The organism is Nonomuraea sp. NPDC050022 (assembly GCF_044460705.1).
Lineage (GTDB): Bacteria > Actinomycetota > Actinomycetes > Streptosporangiales > Streptosporangiaceae > Nonomuraea.
Genome location: NZ_JBITKE010000001.1, coordinates 972,762 through 992,554, shown reverse-complemented (window position 1 = coordinate 992,554; position 19,793 = coordinate 972,762). Strand labels below are relative to the sequence as shown.

The window sequence follows — 19,793 nt, the reverse complement described above, 5'->3', positions numbered from 1 at the left end:
GGCAAGTGACAGACGTCTTCACGCGACTGGAGTCCTTCGGCGAACGTTTCCGGCTCGAACAGGGGCTCGCGCCAGGAGAGGACTGGATCGCCTGTGACCGGCTGCTGGATCCGCGGTCGGCGGAGCTGGGCCGGGTTCTCGAAGCCGAGCGCCAGGCGAGCGGCCAGATTTCCGATCACGCGACCGCGCTCACGGTCATGGCGGTGTACGCCGGCACCGTGACGGCGGCCGCGGTGCTGGCCTGGGCCGTCGAGGGCGTGGTGATCGACATGCGCCCCGGGAACGTCGCCATCCGGCTGTCTCCCCACCACGGCTTCGAGGCGGTCGGGCTGCGCGAGCCCCGTGTCGCGGAAGCCCCCGTGACCACCCTGGTGGAATGGGTCCTGGACGACCATCTTCTGCCGCTCGCGCAGGCCATGCGGGTTCGTACCCGAGCCGGACTCCGGCAGCTTCATGGCGGCGTGGCGCACGGCTGCGCGGCGGCCCTCTGCATCGCCAGCAGACGCGGCGGGGACGTCGATCAGCTGGAGAGCGCCTACAAGACCTTCTCGGCCGCGTCCACCATCGACCTCGACCGCCTGGGCAAGGTCGTCCGGCTCACGGCAGACGACCGGAAGGGACTGTTCTACCTGCGCGACACGTGCTGCCTGTACTACACCTCCGCGGAGGAGACGAAGTGCTCCAGTTGCTGCCTGGACAGCGTGGACCAGCGCATCGCCAACTATCGGCGGGTTCTGGTCGAGGGCGTCGTCCCGCACTAGGGAAGGTCAGTCCTCGCCTACCACGGTCAGGTCGTCGTCCAGCGCCGCGGCGATCGCGGCGGCGCGGGAATGATCGTCCAGCCGGCGCGTCAGGTAGGCACAGCCGTGCCCGTGCTTGAGCGACCACCACGCGGCCGAACCACCGATCCCACCCTTGGCGATCTTGCCGCGGTCTCGTACGAAGCCCAATGTCCAGGTGATCCTGGTGCCGAAGACCTCATCGAAGTCGGTGACCTGGGAAGCCAGCAGGTCGGCGTGCAACCGCGGTCCGAGCAGCGTGCGTACGGGGCCGTCCGCGCTGGTCAGCTCGGAGAAGAACCTGGCCATGGCGGTCGCCGTGGTGTGCAGGTTGACGGCGCCGAATACCGCCTGCCGCCACGGTCGCGAGTTCGCCCGCTCGACGTCCAGGGTCCCGTCGGGGATCCGCAGCCACGGCGCCGCGTGCAACTGGCGGGGCCATTCCGGGTCGGCGTACTCCAGGTCGGCGACGCGCTCCAGCGCGTCATCCGGCACCCCGAACCAGGCGTCCAGCCCCAACGCGGGCCGCACCCTCTCGTTGAACACCTCCCCCAGCGTGGTCCCGGCGCCGGCGCGCAGGATGCCGTCCACGAGATGTCCGTAGGTCAGCGCATGCTCGCCAAGCGACGTCCCGGGGACGTACTCCGGCGCCGCCCTCGCCAGGCTGTCCCGCAGCCCGGCGTCGTCCAGCAGGTCCAGGCCCGCGGCTTCGGCCGGGAACCGCGGCTGCCCCGACCGGTGCGTGAGCACCTGACGCAACGTGGTGCGCTCCTTACCGCTGACCCCGCACTCCGGCCAATACCGGGATACCGGCTCGTCCAGGGCCAACGCGCCGTCACGCACCGCCACCAGGGCGGCGAGCGTCACGAACGACTTCGACAGGGAGTACGGCTGCACCAGGGTGTCGGCCCGCCATGGACGGCCCTGAACAGCGTCGGCCCAGCCCCCGCTCAGCCGGACGACCTCGCGACCGTCCCGCCAGACCGACACTCCGGCTCCTGTCTCCCGGCCATCGCGCACCAAGTCCTGGAAGACCTCGCGCACCCTTTCGTACCCGTCCGCAACGAACCCTTCGACCGACACCGCTTCGCTCACCCCTGTACGAGTTTTCTCCCAAATATACCCATGGAGGGTATATCGAGGACAGCTAGACAGAAGAAAGCCCCCTCCACGAGGGAGGGAGCTTTCAAACTGCGGCTGTTCGGCTACGGCTGGGCGAGGCCGGAGTCAGCACGCCGGGTCGGCTCTCCAGACCACCGGATCATCCAACGGAAGAGTCGAAGCCCGTCGGGCCTACTTCGCGCTCCAAGATTCTGACGATCTTGCCGGCCTCGTCATTCTCGCCCGGGACGTAGAACGGCCTTCCGTCGCGGCCGAAAGTGATCGCCGACGGGCCACCCTCCCAGGTGCCCAGGACGTGGGAGGCCGAGTCGAAGGTCACGAACGGCTCCAGGCCCAGCGTGCGGGCATAGTCGACCGAACCGAAGACGAGATGCTGAGCCAGCTCGATCGGCGCCTCCTGCCAGCCCGCGTAGTCGCTGAAGAAGTACTCGCGGAACCTGCTGAGCTGCCGGCCGTCAATGACGTCCGGCCCGATCAGGTCCTTGACGCCCGTGCAGTAGACGTCGGCGAGGTAGCCGCAGACCGTCATCCGGTCCCACTTGTGCCGCCGGGCCACCAGCACGCACACCTTGCCGTCCAGCCCGTCGGCATCCGGCTTCTCGTCGATCCAGCCTCGGGCGGGGTCGACGGTCAGGCCGTTGCTCCAGCCGACGTTGATCCAGCAGCCGGCCACCTCGGGCTCCCCCGCCGCCGCGCTGCCCTCGGCCGCCACGGCCCGGACGAGCGGGGCCACCACCGACGGCGAAACCCCCAGCGTGCGGGCGATCTCCTTGGGAGACCTGCCTTCGGCTCGCAGCTCGCGTACCCGGTCCTTCAGTTCTGCGCTGTCCACGGAGGAAGCCTAGCGACCCCCGGCGCCCCGGACGTCCGCGCAACGGCAAAGCGGAGGTGGCAGGGTATGAACCGCTGCGCATATTCGCTAGGAAACCTGAACATCCGCCATGATCTGTCGAGGTTTCCTCTTGGTCGGCGGCGGCCGGGCCGATGATCGGTTCGCAGGGCGCGTCGTGGGTTGGCGGGGTTCTCGTCGGCTCGGTTGTCTGCGGTGTTGCTGAGTCTGCAGGCTTGCGATGCGATGGCTGCGGCTGGTTCTGGCCTGGCGGGCGGGCAGATCGGAGTGTTGTCGTTCACTTGTTCTATCCGCCAGGGCCAACCGATGGTAATCTTTCGGTTGCCGATCGTGATGTTGTGTTCCGGGGGGCGGGGGTGCAGACAGACATGGGGGCATACCAGCTCTCCTGCGATCGGGCCGCGCCGACCATGCGGTGCGGCCGTTGCCACGACCGCCACCCGGCCGTTGTCGCGACCGCCGCCCGGCCGGCGCCCTCGCCCGCACGTGGTCGCCGACTGTCGGGCAGTGCTCACTGGGCGGCCGATCCGAGCGCGGGCGTCACCGTCCGCCCACCCCGCCTTCCGCCCGTCTTGCCTTCCGCCTGCCCCGAGACGGAGCGATGCATGAGTGAACTGACCGCTACTGCCTCGTGCACCGCCTATGCGGCGGTGGTGGAGGCGAGTGGTGAGGTCGTTCCTCAGCCGCTTGTGGCGCGGCGGGTGGCCTGGCTGGCCGCTCTGGCCAGCGACCTGACCGCCCGCCTGGTGGCCGCCCGGGTGGAATCCGGTTGATCTGGACGCTTTGGCGTCCGGGGTGGGGCCGGATGGGCGGGTGTTGCCGTCGAAGGGCTGGATGGCCCTGCGTCGGCTGGGCTGGGGCGTGGGTCCGCCCTCGGGCGTACATGTGTGCGATCGGGTGCTGCGGTGCGCCCAAGAGCAGGCCGCCCGTGCCTTGCGGCTGGCGCTGTACCGGCGCCGGCTGGTGGCGGCGATCGTGGCGACCTGGCCGCAGGCTACGGGTGCGCGCACCGGCGCGGAATGGGACGCGCTGCGCGCGCTGCTGCCGGACGGGGTGACGGCAGCGGACATCCGGAACCGGACCCGGCAGGTTCGCGCTTATCACGACGAGTATGGCGCGTTCCCGGCTGATCTGATCGAGTTGGAGGGGCCGCCGGACGTTGCGGCGCAGGTGGTCTTGGCGGCGGCCGACCGGCAGTTGGTGACCTTGGAGCGTTCTGGCAGTCGTAGCGCCCGACTGCGGGTGCGGCTTCCGCTGGTCGAGTTTCCCGCCTCCGGCAGGGACTGGGCGTGGCATGTGCTGCCGGTCGCGTTGCCGCCGACCGTCACGCCGGAGGCGACGTTGTTGACGCCCACTGCGCGAGTGAGCAAGGGTCGGGTGCGCGTTGACCTGCCGTTCCGGATCCCGATCGGTTTCGCCCCCGCTGCCGGCCATACGGTCGGGTACGGCTTTGACTGGGGCCTGAACACTCTGCTGGCCGGCGTGACAGGGCAGTTGGTTGATGGCCGGGTGATCAGTGATGGGCGGCCGTTCACCTACGACGCGAGCGGTGTGTCGGCCAAGTTGCACCGGTTGCGGGCCGAGCGTGAGCACCTGGCCGCCAAACACCGGCACCTGGAAAGGCTTCTGGCGGGCATCACGCCCGCCGATTCCCGCTACGCCGCGTTGCGTACGGCCTGGCAGCGCATCGGGGTTGAGCATGAGCGGTTGTGCGCCCGCATCCGGAACCTGAACAAGGCGCTGGCCTGGTCGGCGGCACGCTGGGCGGTCGACCACGCCGTGAGCGCCGGGGCGACGATCATCTACCTGGAGGACCTGGCGACCCTGGAGGCGCGCGGGCGCCGGGGGAGCGTGAACGCGCGGCTGTCGGGGCAGATGCGCGGGAAGATCGTCGAGGCGATCCGGCACCTGGCGGCCAGACACTCCATCGCGGTGGTCACCGTCCCGGCGCGTGGCACCTCCCGATACTGCCCCCGCTGCGGAGCCGGCACGTCGGTGCTCACGCATGGCCCTGCTCCGGATCGGGTCGGTGAGCGGGGATGGAGGTGGGCCTCCTGCCCGGCCTGTGGCCTGTCGGGTGACCGGGACTGGGCAGCGGCCGAGCGGATCCTCGCACGCGGCCTGCTCGGCCAAAACGCCACCCGCACCCACCGCTCCACCGGCGTGCGCACCATCCACGCCGTCGTGGAGGGCAACGTCGCCCGCGCCCGCCGCACCCGCAGGCCCACCCGTGCGGCCCGGCGCGCCCGCCGCACCCGAGCAGACCTGCACCCCCGCCCAGCGGCACGCGACAGAGCCAAGAACCGCCCCACCCCGAAACGACCCACCCGCACCCTCAACAACCCGATCAACAACCTGAACGACACCTCGGCCGGCCACTCAGCGAACAACCCGGCCGACCAAGCAATGACCTCCAGCCGTGTGCCCGACCGGCGCACGGTGCCCGCCCCACCGCCCACCAGCGGTGGACAGCGTCCGGCGGGCCATGCACCCAAGCCGGGACGGCACCAGCCGTACCGGACAGGGCATGTCAGGAACTCCCACCATCGGACCGGCTTCCACCACGCCAAAGCCACCCCCGTGCTCACGCTTGCCAAGCACGGGAGCGGCCCAAAGCAGGCTACGCCTGTCCGAGTTGCCTGATCCCTTCAGGGAACTAACAGGGAATTCAAGACGCTGATCTCCAAGTGCCCATCGGGGATCGACATCTCGGCCGGCTGACACCGGCCAACGAGAGGAAGCCCATGCTGCCCTGGTCCGACGAGCTGGCCGGTCGCCTCGACCACAACGTCATCGACAGCGTGCTGCTGCGCGGCAACCCCCTTGGGGATCCGCATGAGCGGCCCCTGTACGTGTACGTCCCCCCGGGGTACGACGATCACCCCGAGCGGCGTTATCCGACCATCTATGTGCTGCAGGGCTATACCGCGCATGTCGCCATGTGGTTCAACCGGACGCCGTTCCGGCGGACGTACCCGGAGCTGGCCGACGGCGTGTTCTCGGCCGGTGACGTGCCGCCCGCGATCGTCGTCTACGTCGACGCGTGGACCTCGCTGGGCGGCAGCCAGTTTCTCGACTCGCCCGCCACCGGCCGCTACCACTCCTACCTGTGCGACGAGGTCGTACCGTGGGTGGACGCCCACTACCGTACGCTGGCCGGCCGCGACCACCGCGCGGTCACCGGCAAGTCCAGTGGGGGCGGCGGGGCGATGGTCACCGCCATGCTGCGGCCGGACGTGTTCGGGGCGCTGGCCACTCATGCGGGCGACGCGCTGTTCGAGGTCAGTTTCCGGTCCGGGCTGCCGGTCGTCGCGCGGCAGCTACGCGACATGTACGGCGGTTCGTACGACAAGTTCCTGTCCGACTTCCGGAGCAGAATCGCCGGGACCAGGGACAGCGACCTCGAACTGCTGGAGATGTACGCCTACGCGGCGGCGTACTCGGCCGACGAGGACGGCACGGTCCGCCTGCCGTTCGACGACACGGGCGCCGTCATACCCGAGGTGTGGGAGCGCTGGCTGGCCCGCGACCCGGTGCTCATGGCGGCGCGGCCCGAGTACGCCGAGGCGCTGCGGTCGATGCGGGCGATCTGGGTGGATGCGGGCAACAAGGACGAGTACTTCCTGGACTTCGGCGCCACCGCGTTCCGGCGGGCGCTGGAGGTGGCGGGAGTGCCCGATGAGCGGATCTACTTCGAGCTCTTCGACGCCGGGCACGGCGCCATCGAGTATCGCTACCCGCTCGCCCTGGCCTGGCTGAGCCGCCGCCTCTCGCCCTGAGGCCCCCTGCCTCCCGTCTTGAGGTCCCCGCCTCTCGCCCTGAGGTCGGCGACAGCGTCAGGCCGGACGGGGTCCCGTTAGGCTGGCGGGCGTGTCTCGACTGGCGGCCTCTTTCCGGCTGATGGCGATGGCGGCGCCGTGGAGTCGACGGACGGATGTCGTGCTGGCGGATGTCGTGCTGGCGGGGACGTTGGCCGGGTTGTCGTTCGTGCCCGGGATCGCTCATCAGGGCGTCGATCTGGCGGACCTGCCGGACCTGCCGCTGGACGCGGTGGGAGTGCTGCTGATTCTGGCGCAGAGCCTGCCGTTGGTCATGCGGCGGCGGTGGCCCGCCGGGTGTCTGGCGGTGGTCGGCGGGGCGTTCATGGCGTTTCAGCTGCTGCGCTATCCCACGGCGTTCGCGGCGCTCGGGCTGATCGTCGCGTTGTACAGCGTGGGCGCCCACCTGCGGCGTCGGTCGTTCACCGTGGCCGTGGTCGCGGTGGTGGCGTACGTGGGGCTCGCTGTCGCCCTGCACGAGTTGGGGTCGCCGGAACGTCCGCTGGACTACACGACCTTCCTGCTGTTCCTGGTGGCGTGCTGGGCCACTGGTGTCGTCGTACGGGAGCGGAGCGCCGCAGAGGCGGAGCGGGTACGGCTGGCCGAGGCGGCGGTCGTCGCGGCGGAGCGCGCGCGGATCGCGCGGGAGCTGCACGACGTGGTCACCCACCACGTGACGGCGATGGTGGTCCAGGCCGACGCGGCGCAGTTCCTGGCCGGGCAGCCCGAGCGGGTCACGACCGGCCTGGAGGCGATCAGCGAGACGGGCCGCCACGCGCTGACCGACCTGCGCTACCTGCTCGGCGCGCTGGACGGTACGCCGGACGCGGACGGAGAAGGCCGCGAGCCGTCAGTGAGCCGGCTGCCCGATCTGGTGGCGCGGACCCGGGGCGCCGGGCAGCCGGTGGAACTGGTCGAGGACGGACAGCCGGGCGCTATGGAGAAGGCCGCGGAGGTGGCCGCCTACCGGGTCGTCCAGGAGGCGCTCACCAACGCGGTGAAGCACGCCGCGGGCGAACGCACGCTGGTCCATGTGCGCCATGGCGAGGAGTGGATGGAGGTGGAGATCACCACGGACGGACCCAGCCGTCCCGGACTGGGGCGTGGTGGCGGGCGGGGGCTGGTCGGGTTACGGGAGCGCGTCAGTGTGGTCGGTGGTGAGCTGAGCGCCGGGGTACGGTCCGGCGGCGGGTTCACGGTTCGGGCCCGGATCCCGATGGGCCTGCGCTGAGCGCGATCCGGGCGCTGGGCTTGATGGCTTCGCAGGCTCCGGGCGCTGGGCTCGACGGCTTCGCAGGCTCCTGGTGCTGGGCCTGATGGCTTTCACCGGCTCTTGATGGCCTTACGGGCTCCGGTCGGCCGCGTCCTCGAGTTTCAGCCTGCCGCCCTGCTCGTACGCGATGCCGAACGCCGCCTCCCCCAACGCCTCCACGACCGCCTCGGTGACCCGCGTGATCTCGGCCGCCTCCGACGGCGCGGCGGGCGTCTGGTTGTGCTCGCGGACGCCCGCCGCCAGCCCCAGCAACCGGGCGGCCCGTTCGTGGCCGCCCCCGGCGGCCACGGCGGAGGCCAGGCCCTCCACGGCCCACGTCGCCGAGCGCGGGTCGCCGATGCGCTGCGCCGCCGTGAGCGCCTCCAGGTGCAGGTCCCTGGCGGTCGCGACGTCGCCGCGCCGCTCGATGAGGAAGCCGAGCTCGACGAGTGTGTCCGGCAGGTGCAGGGCGGGCTCGACGCCGGGACCCCTGGCGATCCCTTCGAGCAGGTGGTTCAGGCGCTGCTCCGCCAGGTCGAGGTGGCCGGCCCGGCGCTCGGCATAGGCGAGCCCCATCTCGGCCATGATCGTGGTCTCTTGATGGCCCTGCCCGGAGGCGATGTGCAGGGCCCGCCCGCACAGCTCCATGGCCCGCTCGAACTCGCCCGCCCCCAGCTCCATCCAGCCCAGCCACGCGGTGCGCCCGGCCACCTCCGGCCAGAGCCCGAGGTCCTCCGCCATCCGCAGCCCGTCGGCGAACAGCCGCCTGGCCCGTTCCGCGTCGCCCCCCATCTCGGCCAGCCCGCCGAGCCACTCCGTGGCCTGGAGCACTCCCCACCGGTCGCCGAGCTGCCGGAACAGCCGGGCGCTCTCCTCACCGTCGCGTTCGAGGGCCACGAAGTCCCGTCGCGTGAAGGCGTCCCGCGCCCGGCAGCTCAGGGCCGCGGCGATCCCCCACTCATCGCCCATGGCCCGGAACGTCGCCAGCGCGCTCGTCACCAGCTCCTGCCCGGTCACCATGTCGAGCGCCGACGAGCCGATAAACCACTCGGCCCTGGCCCGTACGCCCGGATCCGCCACCCGATCCACGGCGGACCGCCAGTCGATGTCCTCCCCCCGCATGACGGCGAACCCGGCCCGCCACGCCCCCGCCCTGGCCCGAGCCGAGCTCGACACACCGAAGTCCTGAACAGCGCCACCGTCACCAACAGCCCCCACCTCAGGAACAGCGCCGCCGTCCCCGATGGCCAGGGCTGACTCCAGGGACCGGCGCCCCTCGGCCAGCCGGCCGCGCAGCACCCAGTACCAGGCCAGCGCGTTCACCAGCGTCAGCGCACCGGCCGCGTCCCCCGCCGCCGCGGCCGCGTCGAGCGCCGCCCGCATGTTCGCGGCCTCCGCGTCCAGCCGCAGCAGCCACTCCCGCTGGGCGTGCCCGTAGAGAAACGGCTCAGCCTGTACGGCCAGCGCCGTGTAGTAGGCCGAGTGCGCCTGCCGTACCCGATCCAGCTCACCCGCCTCGGCCAGCCGCTCCAGGCAGTATTCGGCCACCGACTCCAGCAGCCGGTACCGCATGCCCCCCGTACCGTCGGCCACGACCACCAGCGAGCGGTCGACCAGCCGCGCGAGCAGGTCGAGCACGTCGAGCCCGTCCTCCGCGCAGGTCTCCTCCGCGGCCTCCAGCGTGCAGCCGTCGGCGTGGACGGCCAGGCGGCGCAGGACGGCGCGTTCGGGCTCCGTGAGCAGCTGCCAGCTCCAGTCGATCACCGCCATCAGTGTCTGCTGACGCGGCGGCGCGCCGCGCTGCCCGGAGGCGAGCAGCCGGAAGCGGTCATCGAGCCTGGCCACCACCCCGTGCACGCCGAGCGCGCGTACCCGCGTCGCGGCCAGCTCCAGAGCCAGCGGGATGCCGTCGAGCCGCCGGCAGAGCTGCGCGACCGCCCCGGCGTTGCCCTCGTCGAGCGTGAAGCCGCGGGCGGAGGCGGCGGCCCGCGCCACGAACAGCTGGGCCGCCTCGGACCGCGCCACCTCATCGGGGTCGGCGCCGGCCGGTACGTTCAACGGCGGCACGCTCCACAGCACCTCACCGGCCACCGCCAGCGGTTCCCGGCTGGTGGCCAGCACGCGCAGCCCGGGAGCGGCCCGCAGCAACCGGCCGGTCAGCTCGGCGACCCGCTCGATCACGTGCTCGCAGTTGTCGAGGACGAGCAGGAGTTTCCGGGAGCGAAGCGCGTCGGCCAGCCGGTCGACCAGGGGCGTCCCGTCGGACTCCTCCCGGATGTCCAGCGCCGCCGCGACGGTCTCCGCCACCGCCTGGACGTCGAGCGCCGCCGCCGCATTCTCCGCGACCGCCCGCCCGTCAATCGGTGCCCGCACGGCGAGGTCCGAGGGTCGCCCGTCGAGGTCCGGAGCGCGCGTCCCCCGGTCGAGGGGGGCCAGCTCGACCAGCCACGCGCCGTCCGCGTACGCGTCGGCGAGCCGGGTGGCGCTCTCCAGCGCCAGCCGGGTCTTGCCGACACCGCCGCTGCCGGTCAGGGTGACGAGCCGGTTGCTCTCCAGCAGGGTACGGACCTCCGCCAGCGCTCCGTCCCGGCCGATCAGGTCGCTGAGCGAGGCGGGCAGGTTCGTGACGGGCCGGTCGGCCGGGCTGCTCAGCGCCGGGTCCTGGCCGAGTATGGCCTGGTGCAGCGCGGCCAGCTCGGGCCCGGGGTCGAGGCCGAGCTCCTCGGCCAGCCGCTCGCGCAGGTCGGCGTAGCTGGCCAGCGCCTCGCTCTGCCGTCCCGCGCGGTACAGGGCCCGCATGTGTACGGCCCGCAGCCGCTCCCTCAGCGGATTGCGGGCCACCAGGTCACCGAGCTCGCCCACGAGCAGGCCGTGCTCGCCCAGCTCCAGCCGCGCCTCGGCCTGCTGTTCCAGGGCGGACAGCCGCTGCTCCTCCAGCCGGAGGATCGCGGACCTGGTGTACTCCTCGTCGGCGAAGTCGGCGAACGCCGGGCCGCGCCACAGCGCCAGCGCGTCGGACAGCAGCTCCGCCCTGGTCCGCGGGCTCTCGGCCGTCTCGGCGCGGGCCAGCAGGTCGGCGAACCGCGCCGCGTCGACCGTACCCTCGGCGGCCTTGAGCAGGTAGCCGGGCGCGCGCGAGACGATCAGGTTCTTGCCGCCCGGCTCGGCCTCCTCCAGCGCGCGCCGCAGCTGCGAGACCCGCACCTGGAGCGCGCCCGCGGACTTGGCCGGCGGTTCGCCCGCCCACAGGTCGTCCACGAGCCGGTCGGTCGACACCGGCCGGCCCTCCTCCACCAGCAGGTCGGCGAGTAGCGCGCGGACCTTCAGCCCGGGGATCGTGACGGGCTCCCCCTGGTCGGTCCATACGGCCAGCGGCCCGAGCACCCCAAAGCGCATAAGGGCCACCTTAAGCGGACGAGAAGTGGATCTGAAGGCCGCTCCAGCACCGTGAAGGCATGGGAAACACGATCAACAACCTCGCCGGACGACGGGAATGGCTCGGGCTGGGCGTCCTGGCCTCGGTGGCCCTGCTTCTCTCCCTTGACGGGAGCGTCCTCTACCTGGCGCTGCCGCGGCTGAGCGCCGGTCTGGGCGCGAGCGCGCCGCAGCAGCTGTGGATCCTGGACATCTATTCGTTCATGCTGGCCGGGTTCCTGGTCACGATGGGAACACTGGGCGACAGGATCGGCCGCCGCCGGCTCCTGATGATCGGCGCCGCCTGCTTCGGCGCCGCGTCCGTGCTGGCCGCCTTCTCGGTCAGCGCCGAGATGCTCATCGCCACCCGGGCCCTGCTGGGCGTCGCGGGGGCCACCCTGATGCCGTCGTCGATGGCGTTGCTGCGCAACATGTTCCGGGATCCGAAGCAGATGGGCGCCGCGATCGGGATCTGGTTCAGCTGCTTCATGGTCGGCATGGCGCTCGGCCCGCTGGTCGGCGGCCTGCTGCTGGAGCACTTCTGGTGGGGTTCGGCGTTCCTGCTCGGCGTGCCGTTCATGGTGCTGCTGCTGGCCACCGGGCGGGCGCTGCTGCCCGAGTATCGCGACCCGGCCGCCGGGCGGCTCGACCCGGCCAGCGTCGCGCTGTCGCTGACCGCCATCCTGCCGTTCATCTACGGGCTCAAGGACGTCGCCAGGAACGGCGTCAACCCGCCGGCCGTCGCCGCGCTCATGATCGGTGTGGGCGTCGGCGTGGTGTTCGTCCGCCGCCAGCGCCGTCTGGCCAGTCCGCTGCTCGACCTGCGCCTGTTCGGCAACCGCGCGTTCGCCGCCACCCTCGGGATCATGCTGCTCGGCGGCGTGGTCATGGCGGGCACCACGCTGATGTCCACGACGTACCTGCAGACGGTCGCCGGGTTGTCGCCCCTGAGCGCCGGGCTGTGGCTGGTGCCGCAGAACATCGTGATGATCGCCGCGCTGACGCTCGCCCCGGTCCTCGCCCGCCGGTTCGGGACGGCGTACGCGATGGCGGGCGGGCTGGTGGTCGGCGCCGTGGGGCTGTTCGCGCACACCCAGGTGCCCAGCGTCGGCGGTACGTGGCTGGTCGTGGCCGGCCTGATCCTCGCCTCCGCCGGGATCGCGGTGCCGATGGGCGCGGGCAACGGCCTGATCATGACGGCCGCCCCGGTGGAGAAGGCCGGATCGGCGGCGGCGCTCGGCGAGACCTCCGGTGAGTTCGGGGTGGCCGTGGGCGTGGCCGTGCTGGGCAGCCTCGGCACCGCCGTCTACCGTGGCCGGCTGCCGGACACGCTGCCGGTGGAGGATGCCCGTGACAGCATCACCGCGGCGGTGACGGTCGCCAAGGATCTGCCCGGCGTACTGGAGGTCGCCAGGGACGCCTTCACCACCGGGCTGAACGCGGTCGCGGCGGTCGGCGTGGTGGTCTTCCTCGTCCTCGCCGCCGTCACGATCGCCGTGCTCCGCCACCACGACCGCGCCGCGCGGGCGGACAAGTCGGAGGTACTCGCCGCCGCATGACGCCCTCAGCCCAGCTCGGCCGCCTTGCGCAGCAGCACTGAGCGTTCGCGCTGGTTGGCGCACAGCCGGGCCGCCAGCTCCAGTTCGGCGCGTGCTTCCGGTTGCCGTCCGAGCCGGGCCAGCAGCTCGCCGCGTACGGTCGGGACCAAATGCGAGCCGGGGAGCCGGTCCGAGGCGATCAGCTCGTCCACGATGGCCAGGGCTCGCGCCGGGCCTGAGGCCATGGCCACGGCGACGGCCCGGTTGAGTTCGACCACCGGCGAGGGCGCGACCCGGCCGAGTGCCTCGTAGAGCACCACGATCCGGTCCCAGTCGGTCGCCTCGACCGAGGGCGCCGACGCGTGGGTGGCGGCGATCGCGGCCTGCAGGCCGTAGGGGCCGAGGCCGCGCGTCGATGCCTTGGCCAGCGCGGCCAGCCCACGGCGGATCGCCGAGAAGTCCCACAGCCGCCGATCCTGATCCTCCAGCAGGATCGGTGAACCGTCCGGGCCGGTCCGGGCCGGGAAACGCGCGGCCGTCAGCTCGCACAGCGCCAGCAGGCCATGCACCTCCGGTTCGTCCGGCTGCAGCGCGGCCAGCGTGCGGGCCAGCCGGATCGCCTCGTAGGCGACGTCGGGGCGCAACAACCGGTCGCCCGACGTGGCCGTCGACCCCTCGGTGAAGATCACGTAGAGGACGCTGAGCACGCCGCCCAGCCGTTCCCGGCGCTCGGCGGCCGGCGGCAGCTCGAACGGCACCCCGGCCGCCGCGATCGTCTTCTTGCCCCGGGTGATACGGGCCTGCACGGTCGGCACGGGTACGAGGAACGCGCGGGCGATCTCCTCGCTGGACAGGCCGCCGACCACGCGCAGGGTCAGCGCCACCCGAGCCTCCGGGGAGAGCACCGGGTGACAGCTGACGAACATCAGCGCCAGCACGTCGTCATCGATCTTGTCGGGATCGATGTCGTCGTCAACCACCGAGTCGGCCGCCAGGTCGGCCGCCAGCAGGGCGTATCGGTCCTGCAGGGCGGTCCGGCGGCGGATCGCGTCGATCGCCCGCCGCCGGGCCGTGGCCATCAGCCAGCCGACCGGATTGGCCGGAGAGGCGAGCGGCCACGACACCAGCGCCTCGGCCACCGCCTCCTGGGCCGCGTCCTCGGCCAGCCCGAAATCGCCGGTGAACCGGGTCAGCGCGGCGACGATCCGCGCCGACTCGATCCGCCAGACGGCCTCGACATCAGCCGCACCCATCAGATCTGGCCGTTGCTCTCGCACCCGGCCCAGTCGTTGACGATCACTGGTCGACCTGCGGGACCTCGTCGCTCCCGGCCACCCGCCGGACCTCGATCTTGGACCCGGGGGCCGCCGGGACCCGCTTGGCCCACTCGATCGCCTCCTGCTTCGAGGCGACATCGAGCAGGAAGTAGCCCCCGAACAGTTCCTTGGTCTCTCCGTAAGGCCCGTCCGTGACCACCGGGGCCTCACCGCTGAAGTCGACCACGACGCCCCGGGCCGGATCATCCAGCCCCTCCGCCGCGAGGAGAACGCCGGCCTTGACCATCTCCTCGATGAACTGGCGGGTCGTGGCCATCATCTCGTCGATGTCGGCCATCATGGCCGCGTTCGACTCATCGGTGCCCCGCATGATCAGCATGTACTTCGACATCGCGTTCTCCTCATCCGGCGGGGCCGCCTCTCGGCCCTCACACCCACATGTCGAACGAGCTGCCCGCGGATCGACACGGTCCCGGAGAAATCTCTCGCCGCGACGTCGCCGATCCCTCCAACCCGCGTTTCGCCCATCAGATCGGCCCCTGAGCGGTGGCCGACGCGCGGACGCCATGCCGATCAGAAAGCTTAACGTCGCAGCTCTGGAAGGCGACAAATCCCGCCCTCTCCACACCGCGGAAAGGCGGCACGTGGTGTTTCCGTCAGGCGGGCCAGCCCAGGTCGATTCCCGCCAGGTCCGTGCGCGAGGAGACGCCCAGCTTCGGGTACGCCTTGTACAGGTGGAACCCCACCGTCCGCGGGCTGAGGAAGAGCTGGGCGGCGATCTGCCGGTTCGTGGCGCCCGTCGCGGCGAGCCGGACGACCTGCAGTTCCTGAGGGGTCAGCGTGTCGAGTGGTCTGGCTTGGCCGCCGGGCTCCGGCAGGTCGGCGCGGGCGCCGGTGGCGGCCAGTTCCGTACGGGCGCGTTCGGCCCAGGGGGTCGCGCCCAGCGCGGCGAACCGGTCCATCGCGGCACGCAGCCGCACTCCGGCATCGGACCGCCGGCGGCCCCGCCGCAGCCACTCGCCGTACAGCAACTCCGTCCTGGCCCGCTCGAACGGCCGCCCGCCCTGGGCGTGCCGCTGGAGCGCCGCGGTGTAGTGCGCCTCGGCCTCGCCGGGTGGGGCGAGCAGGGCCCGGCAACGGTACGCGACGGCGGCGGCCCACGGCTGGGCACTGGCCGCCGCCCAGGCGTCGAACCGGGCGAACGCCTCGGTGGCCAGTGACGGCTCGCCCAGGCGGGCGCAGGCCTCGACGTAGTCGGCTATGGCGAAGGTGACGATCACAGTGTGGCCGAGCGGTCCATCGAGGACCCGCGCCATCCGCTCGGCCACCGCTTCGTGGCGAGCGCGTACGAGGTCGAGCAGGGTCAACGCGCAGCCGCCCCAGCCGGATCCGTTGCGTTCCTGGGCGGCGCCCTCGGCCTGCTGAGCGAGCCGTACGCACCTCTCGTCATCGCCTTCTATGGCGGCGAGGCGGGCCAGGATGCCGTGCAGGTGGCGCAGCCGCCCGGCCTGCCCGGTGTCATGCGCGATCTGCCACGCCTCGGCACCTGACGCCGCCGCCTCCGCGTGCCGGCCGTGGAGGATTTGCGCCTGGGTGAGGAGTTGGAGGGCGTGCGGCAGAGCGCCGATCAGGCCCTGTTCGCGGTAGGTGTCCACCTGCGCGGCCGCCATCTCGCAGGCGGCGTCGTCGTCGCCGGTCATCAGGGCGCTGAACACGGCGTACGTCCCGATGACCCGGCCGGCGGCGGGCGTAGGAAGGCTCGCGCGTAGCGGCACGATGGCGGCGCGCAGGAGTGGGAGTCCGGCGGCCGGGTCTCCCGCGGCCACCCGTTCCATGCCGCGTACCGCTCCGGCCACCGTCGCGAGGGAGTCGTCGATCCCCGGGCCGAGAGCGGCCAGGAGCTCCGTGATCTGCCCGAGCGCGGCGCGGTCGCCCGCGAACCAGGCCTCACCGGCGGCGGTGGCGAGGAGGGAGGCCGCGTCGTCCGGCGCGTTCCCGGCGATGCCCGCCGCGGCCTCGATCAGGGTGTGCGCGGCCGGCGTCGGTCCGCCGTGTTCGGCGTCGACCGCGGCCCGTACGGCGGCCAGCCGGGCCAGCACCGCGGGATCCCCGGTCAGGCGCCGTCCCCGATCGGCGGCGGCGCCCGCGCGGGCCAGCTGCCCGGTGCCGATCGCCGCCTCGGCGGCCGCGGCCAGCCACTGAGCGCGCAGCCGCCGGTCGACGGTCAGCTGCGCGGCCCGCTCGTACGCGGTGGCGGCCGAGGCGTGGCTGCCGCGTTGCCGGGCACGGTCCCCGGTCGCGGCCAGTACGGCCGACGTCTCCTCGTCCGGCCCGACCGCGGCGGCGGACAGATGCCAGGCCCGGCGGTCGGCCTGCTCGTCGCCGTCGAGGACCCGCGCCAGCGCGTGATGGGCGGCCACCCGATGGGCGAGCGGCGCCTCGCGATACGCGGCGGTCTTGACCAGCGGGTGGCGGAACCGCAGCCGATCCTCCGAGACCCGCACCAGCTGGCGGCGCTCGGCCGGTTCCAGATCGGCCAACCCGGCCCCGAAGCCCACCGCTGCCGCGGCCCCGAAGCCAGCCGCCCGACCCCCGGAACCCTCCGCCATCCGAGGTCCAAAGCCCTCCGCCGCCCCGGCCCCGAACCCCTCCGCCGCCTCGAAGCTCTGTGCCGCCCGCAGGACGAGGTCCAGGTCGCCGGTGTCCTCGGCCGCGGCGATCAGGAGCAGCCGCTGGGTGCGTTCGGGGAGCAGCCGGATCGCGGCACGCAGCGACTGTTCGAGGCGGCCGGCCAGGGAGAGCCGGGGTGGTTGCAGGGGCAGCGGGCTCAGCCGGCCGGCCCGCTGCTCGGGAGTGAGGGTCCCGGCGAACTCCAGCAGCGCCAAGGGATTCCCCTCGGCCTCCTCGATCACCCGGTCCCGCGCCTCGGGCACCAGATCGGCCGCCACCTCGGCCAGCAGCGCCTCGCAGTCGGGCCGGGCGAGACCGGCGAGCCGCAGCTCGGGTACCCCGTCGACGGGCCGCTCCGTACCGTCGTCGCGAGCGGCCAGGATCATGGTGATCCGCTCGGCGCCCAGCCGGCGGGCCGCGAACACCAGCGCGTCCACCGAGGCACGGTCCAGCCACTGCACGTCGTCCACGAGGCACAGCAGGGGGCGTTCGCCGGCGAGGTCGGCGAGCAGGGTCAGCACCGCGAGGCCGACCAGGAACCGGTCCTGGGCCCCGCCCTCGCTCTGGCCGAACGCGCCGCGCAAGGCGTCCCGCTGGGCGGCCGGGAGCTCCGTGATGAGCTGCCGGGCCGGCCCCAGCAGCATGTGCAGGGCGGCGAAGGGCAGCTCGGCCTCGGCCTCGACGCCGGTGACGCGGAGCACCAGCGGGTCCCCGCCGGCTGTCCGGGCGATCTCCGCCAGCAGCGCCGATTTGCCGATTCCGGCCTGGCCGTACACCACGATGGCGTTGCCCTGGCCGGCCCCGGACTCGGCGATCATCTCCCGCAGGAGGGCGATCTCCGCATGTCGGCCGATCATGCTGCCCGACCCTACCTAACCGGCGACCGAATCCCGTGAGCCGCCCTCCCAGGTACCGGTCACCGTGACGGATTCGGCCGGGGCGGCGCGGCCCTTACGGTCCTGAGTTATGGAACATGTAAGCCTGCAGCCGGTGGGGACCGTCGTCGGCGGGCGTACCGAGGCGTTCGACGACGACTGGAACACCGAGGAGGCCGTGATCCGGCTCGACGGGAGCCGCTTCGCGCCGGACTCCCTGGCCGGTTTGGAGGCGTTCTCGCACCTGGAGGTGGTCTTCCAGTTCCACCTCGTGGACCCGGCCTCGGTGAACACCTCGGCCCGCCGTCCCAGAGGCAACCCGGACTGGCCGCTGGTGGGCATCTTCGCCCAGCGTGGCAAGAACCGCCCGAACCGGCTGGGCGTCTCCCGCTGCCGCCTGCTCGGCGTCGACGGCCTCGACGTACGCGTACGCGGTCTGGACGCCATCGACGGCAGCCCGGTCCTCGATCTCAAGCCCTACATGGCGGAGTTCGGCCCGCAGGGCGAGGTCGTACAGCCGCACTGGTCGACCGAACTCATGCGTAACTACTACTGAGGGGACTCCACGTCATGAATGCCAAGCTTCCCGCCAGTACGGATGTCCTGATCGTCGGCGCGGGCCCGGCCGGTCTCTCCTTGGCCACGGCGCTGGCCGGGCAGGGGGTGGACGCCGTACTCGTGGACAAGGCGCCGGAAGGCGCGAACACCTCGCGGGCGGCGGTCGTGCACGCCCGCACCCTGGAGGTGCTGCGCGCGATAGACGTGAGCGACGAACTGGTGGCCGCCGGTGTCACCGTGCCCCGCTTCACCGTCCGCGACCGTGACCGGGTGCTGCTGACGGTGGGCTTCGACAAGCTGCCGACCGACTTCCCGTACACCCTGCTGGTCCCCCAGAACATCACCGAGCAGGTCCTGCTGAACCGGCTGCTCAGCCAGGGCGGCACGGTCCATCGCCCGCACGAGATCTCGATCGTCGAGCAGCAGCCCACCGGCGTCACCGCCAAGACCTCCGACGGCGAGCTGATCCGCGCCTCGTACGTCGTCGGCACCGACGGCATGCACAGCACGATCCGCGAGCAGAGCGGGATCTCCTTCACGGGCGACACCTATGCCCAGTCGTTCATCCTGGCCGACGTCCATCTCGACTGGACGGGACCGGCCGACGAGGTGGCGCTGTACTTCGCCCCGGAGGGGGTGACGGTGGTCGCGCCGCTGCCGGGCGGCCGTCACCGGATCGTCGCGACGGTCGACGAGGCTCCCGAGCATCCCACTGTCGCCGACATCCAGGCGCTGCTCGACGCCCGCGGTCCCCACGCTCACCGGTCCATGGTCACCGGCCTGGTCTGGAGCTCCCGCTTCCGGGTCCACCACCGGCTGGCCGACCACTACCGGGCGGGCCGGCTCTTCCTGGCCGGAGACGCCGCCCACGTCCACAGCCCGGCCGGCGGTCAGGGCATGAACACCGGCATCCAGGACGCGCTGAATCTGGCCGGGAAGCTCACCGCGGTGCTGCGCGACGGCGCTCCGGAGACGGTCCTGGACGAGTACGAAGCGGAGCGCCGCCCGGTCGCCGAGGAGGTGGTGGCCTTCACGCACAAGATGACGAAGATCGCGACGGTGGGCAACTCGCCGCTACGGGTCCTGCGCAACACGGCCCTGCGCGCCCTGGACTGGATTCCGGCGGTCCACCACACGATGGCGATGAACCTGTCCGAGCTGGCCACGGCCGACAGGCACTGAGCTCACGCGGTCGCCGCCCGGTGCCCGCGCTGGGCGGCGAGCAGCATGCCCGCCGGGATCACCACGAGTATGAACGGCGTGGGCTCCAGCACCACGGCCGCGACCAGGCCCCACACGGCCACCCCGATCGCGATGTACGGTGGCGGCACCTGTCCGAGCCGCCCGAACCGGAGCACCAGCGCCCCCACCAGCCCGAGCGGCACGGCGAAGCTGCCCCACACCATCCAGAAGGCGCCCGCCGCCGGTGCCGGATCGCGAAGGCTGTCGAGCCCGTCCGCGCCCAGCCACAGCGCACCGCTGAACCAGTCCGGCAGGTGCTGGGCACTGATCACCCCGGTGATCAGCAGGTGTGCGGCGGCCAGGAACATGATGATCCCGCCCGCCCACACCACCCCTCTTACGGAAACATCAGTTTCGGAACTCATAGTTCCGTATAATGGATCTCCTTCCGCCTTCGC

15 protein-coding genes are annotated in these 19,793 nt (G+C 72.2%); 8 read left to right on the top strand and 7 right to left on the bottom strand.

Annotation, left to right across the window (positions count from 1 at the left end):
- Positions 1 to 5: 5 nt before the first annotated feature.
- On the top strand, positions 6 to 761 hold the full coding sequence (locus ACIBO2_RS04270) for a (2Fe-2S)-binding protein (protein WP_358536778.1): 756 nt from the start codon (positions 6 to 8) through the stop codon (positions 759 to 761).
- Between the two features lie 6 nt (positions 762 to 767).
- Here ACIBO2_RS04270 and ACIBO2_RS04265 read toward each other — a convergent pair whose 3' ends face one another.
- Together ACIBO2_RS04265 and ACIBO2_RS04260 are read right to left on the bottom strand one after the other, a co-directional pair.
- The gene (locus ACIBO2_RS04265; RefSeq protein ID WP_397295716.1) at positions 768 to 1,823 is read right to left on the bottom strand and encodes a serine hydrolase domain-containing protein; all 1,056 of its coding nucleotides are present in this window, start codon (positions 1,821 to 1,823) and stop codon (positions 768 to 770) included.
- 217 nt (positions 1,824 to 2,040) lie between these two features.
- Positions 2,041 to 2,733, bottom strand: a complete 693-nt coding sequence (locus ACIBO2_RS04260) for a helix-turn-helix domain-containing protein (protein WP_358536773.1) — start codon at positions 2,731 to 2,733, stop codon at positions 2,041 to 2,043.
- Positions 2,734 to 3,356: 623 nt separating this feature from the next.
- Here ACIBO2_RS04260 and ACIBO2_RS04255 point away from each other — a divergent pair.
- From ACIBO2_RS04255 to ACIBO2_RS04240, 4 genes are all read left to right on the top strand, one after another.
- Positions 3,357 to 3,524 (top strand): hypothetical protein, encoded by a 168-nt coding sequence (locus tag ACIBO2_RS04255; RefSeq protein WP_397295303.1) that lies wholly within the window; start codon positions 3,357 to 3,359, stop codon positions 3,522 to 3,524.
- A gap of 61 nt (positions 3,525 to 3,585) precedes the next feature.
- The gene (locus tag ACIBO2_RS04250; protein WP_397295301.1) at positions 3,586 to 5,394 is read left to right on the top strand and encodes a zinc ribbon domain-containing protein; all 1,809 of its coding nucleotides are present in this window, start codon (positions 3,586 to 3,588) and stop codon (positions 5,392 to 5,394) included.
- 101 nt (positions 5,395 to 5,495) lie between these two features.
- A complete protein-coding gene (locus ACIBO2_RS04245; RefSeq protein ID WP_358536768.1) occupies positions 5,496 to 6,530 on the top strand; it encodes an alpha/beta hydrolase-fold protein in 1,035 nt (344 codons plus the stop codon).
- 91 nt (positions 6,531 to 6,621) lie between these two features.
- Positions 6,622 to 7,800 (top strand): sensor histidine kinase, encoded by a 1,179-nt coding sequence (locus tag ACIBO2_RS04240; protein ID WP_397295298.1) that lies wholly within the window; start codon positions 6,622 to 6,624, stop codon positions 7,798 to 7,800.
- A 111-nt stretch (positions 7,801 to 7,911) separates the two neighbouring features.
- On the opposite strand, the gene ACIBO2_RS04235 is transcribed toward ACIBO2_RS04240, so the two are convergent.
- Positions 7,912 to 11,217, bottom strand: coding sequence for a BTAD domain-containing putative transcriptional regulator (locus ACIBO2_RS04235; protein WP_397295296.1), 3,306 nt, complete (start codon positions 11,215 to 11,217; stop codon positions 7,912 to 7,914).
- A gap of 59 nt (positions 11,218 to 11,276) precedes the next feature.
- Here ACIBO2_RS04235 and ACIBO2_RS04230 point away from each other — a divergent pair, with 59 nt between their 5' ends.
- The gene (locus tag ACIBO2_RS04230; protein ID WP_397295294.1) at positions 11,277 to 12,794 is read left to right on the top strand and encodes an MFS transporter; all 1,518 of its coding nucleotides are present in this window, start codon (positions 11,277 to 11,279) and stop codon (positions 12,792 to 12,794) included.
- 5 nt (positions 12,795 to 12,799) lie between these two features.
- Here ACIBO2_RS04230 and ACIBO2_RS04225 read toward each other — a convergent pair whose 3' ends face one another.
- From ACIBO2_RS04225 to ACIBO2_RS04215, 3 genes are all read right to left on the bottom strand, one after another.
- Complete coding sequence (locus ACIBO2_RS04225; RefSeq protein WP_397295292.1) at positions 12,800 to 14,026, bottom strand: RNA polymerase sigma factor; 1,227 nt, start codon at positions 14,024 to 14,026, stop codon at positions 12,800 to 12,802.
- Positions 14,027 to 14,069: 43 nt separating this feature from the next.
- Positions 14,070 to 14,441, bottom strand: a complete 372-nt coding sequence (locus tag ACIBO2_RS04220; RefSeq protein WP_358536755.1) for a YciI family protein — start codon at positions 14,439 to 14,441, stop codon at positions 14,070 to 14,072.
- 265 nt (positions 14,442 to 14,706) lie between these two features.
- A complete protein-coding gene (locus tag ACIBO2_RS04215) occupies positions 14,707 to 17,577 on the bottom strand; it encodes a helix-turn-helix transcriptional regulator (RefSeq protein WP_397295290.1) in 2,871 nt (956 codons plus the stop codon).
- 109 nt (positions 17,578 to 17,686) lie between these two features.
- Here ACIBO2_RS04215 and ACIBO2_RS04210 point away from each other — a divergent pair, with 109 nt between their 5' ends.
- Both ACIBO2_RS04210 and ACIBO2_RS04205 read left to right on the top strand, forming a co-directional pair.
- Positions 17,687 to 18,151 carry an SAM-dependent methyltransferase gene (locus ACIBO2_RS04210; protein WP_358536751.1) on the top strand — a complete coding sequence of 155 codons (465 nt, stop codon included), beginning with the start codon at positions 17,687 to 17,689 and terminating at the stop codon, positions 18,149 to 18,151.
- A gap of 14 nt (positions 18,152 to 18,165) precedes the next feature.
- Positions 18,166 to 19,335: an FAD-dependent monooxygenase gene (locus ACIBO2_RS04205; RefSeq protein WP_397295287.1), complete on the top strand. Its 1,170-nt coding sequence runs from the start codon at positions 18,166 to 18,168 to the stop codon at positions 19,333 to 19,335.
- 2 nt (positions 19,336 to 19,337) lie between these two features.
- Here ACIBO2_RS04205 and ACIBO2_RS04200 read toward each other — a convergent pair whose 3' ends face one another.
- Positions 19,338 to 19,760 carry a hypothetical protein gene (locus tag ACIBO2_RS04200; RefSeq protein ID WP_397295285.1) on the bottom strand — a complete coding sequence of 141 codons (423 nt, stop codon included), beginning with the start codon at positions 19,758 to 19,760 and terminating at the stop codon, positions 19,338 to 19,340.
- Positions 19,761 to 19,793 lie beyond the last annotated feature (33 nt).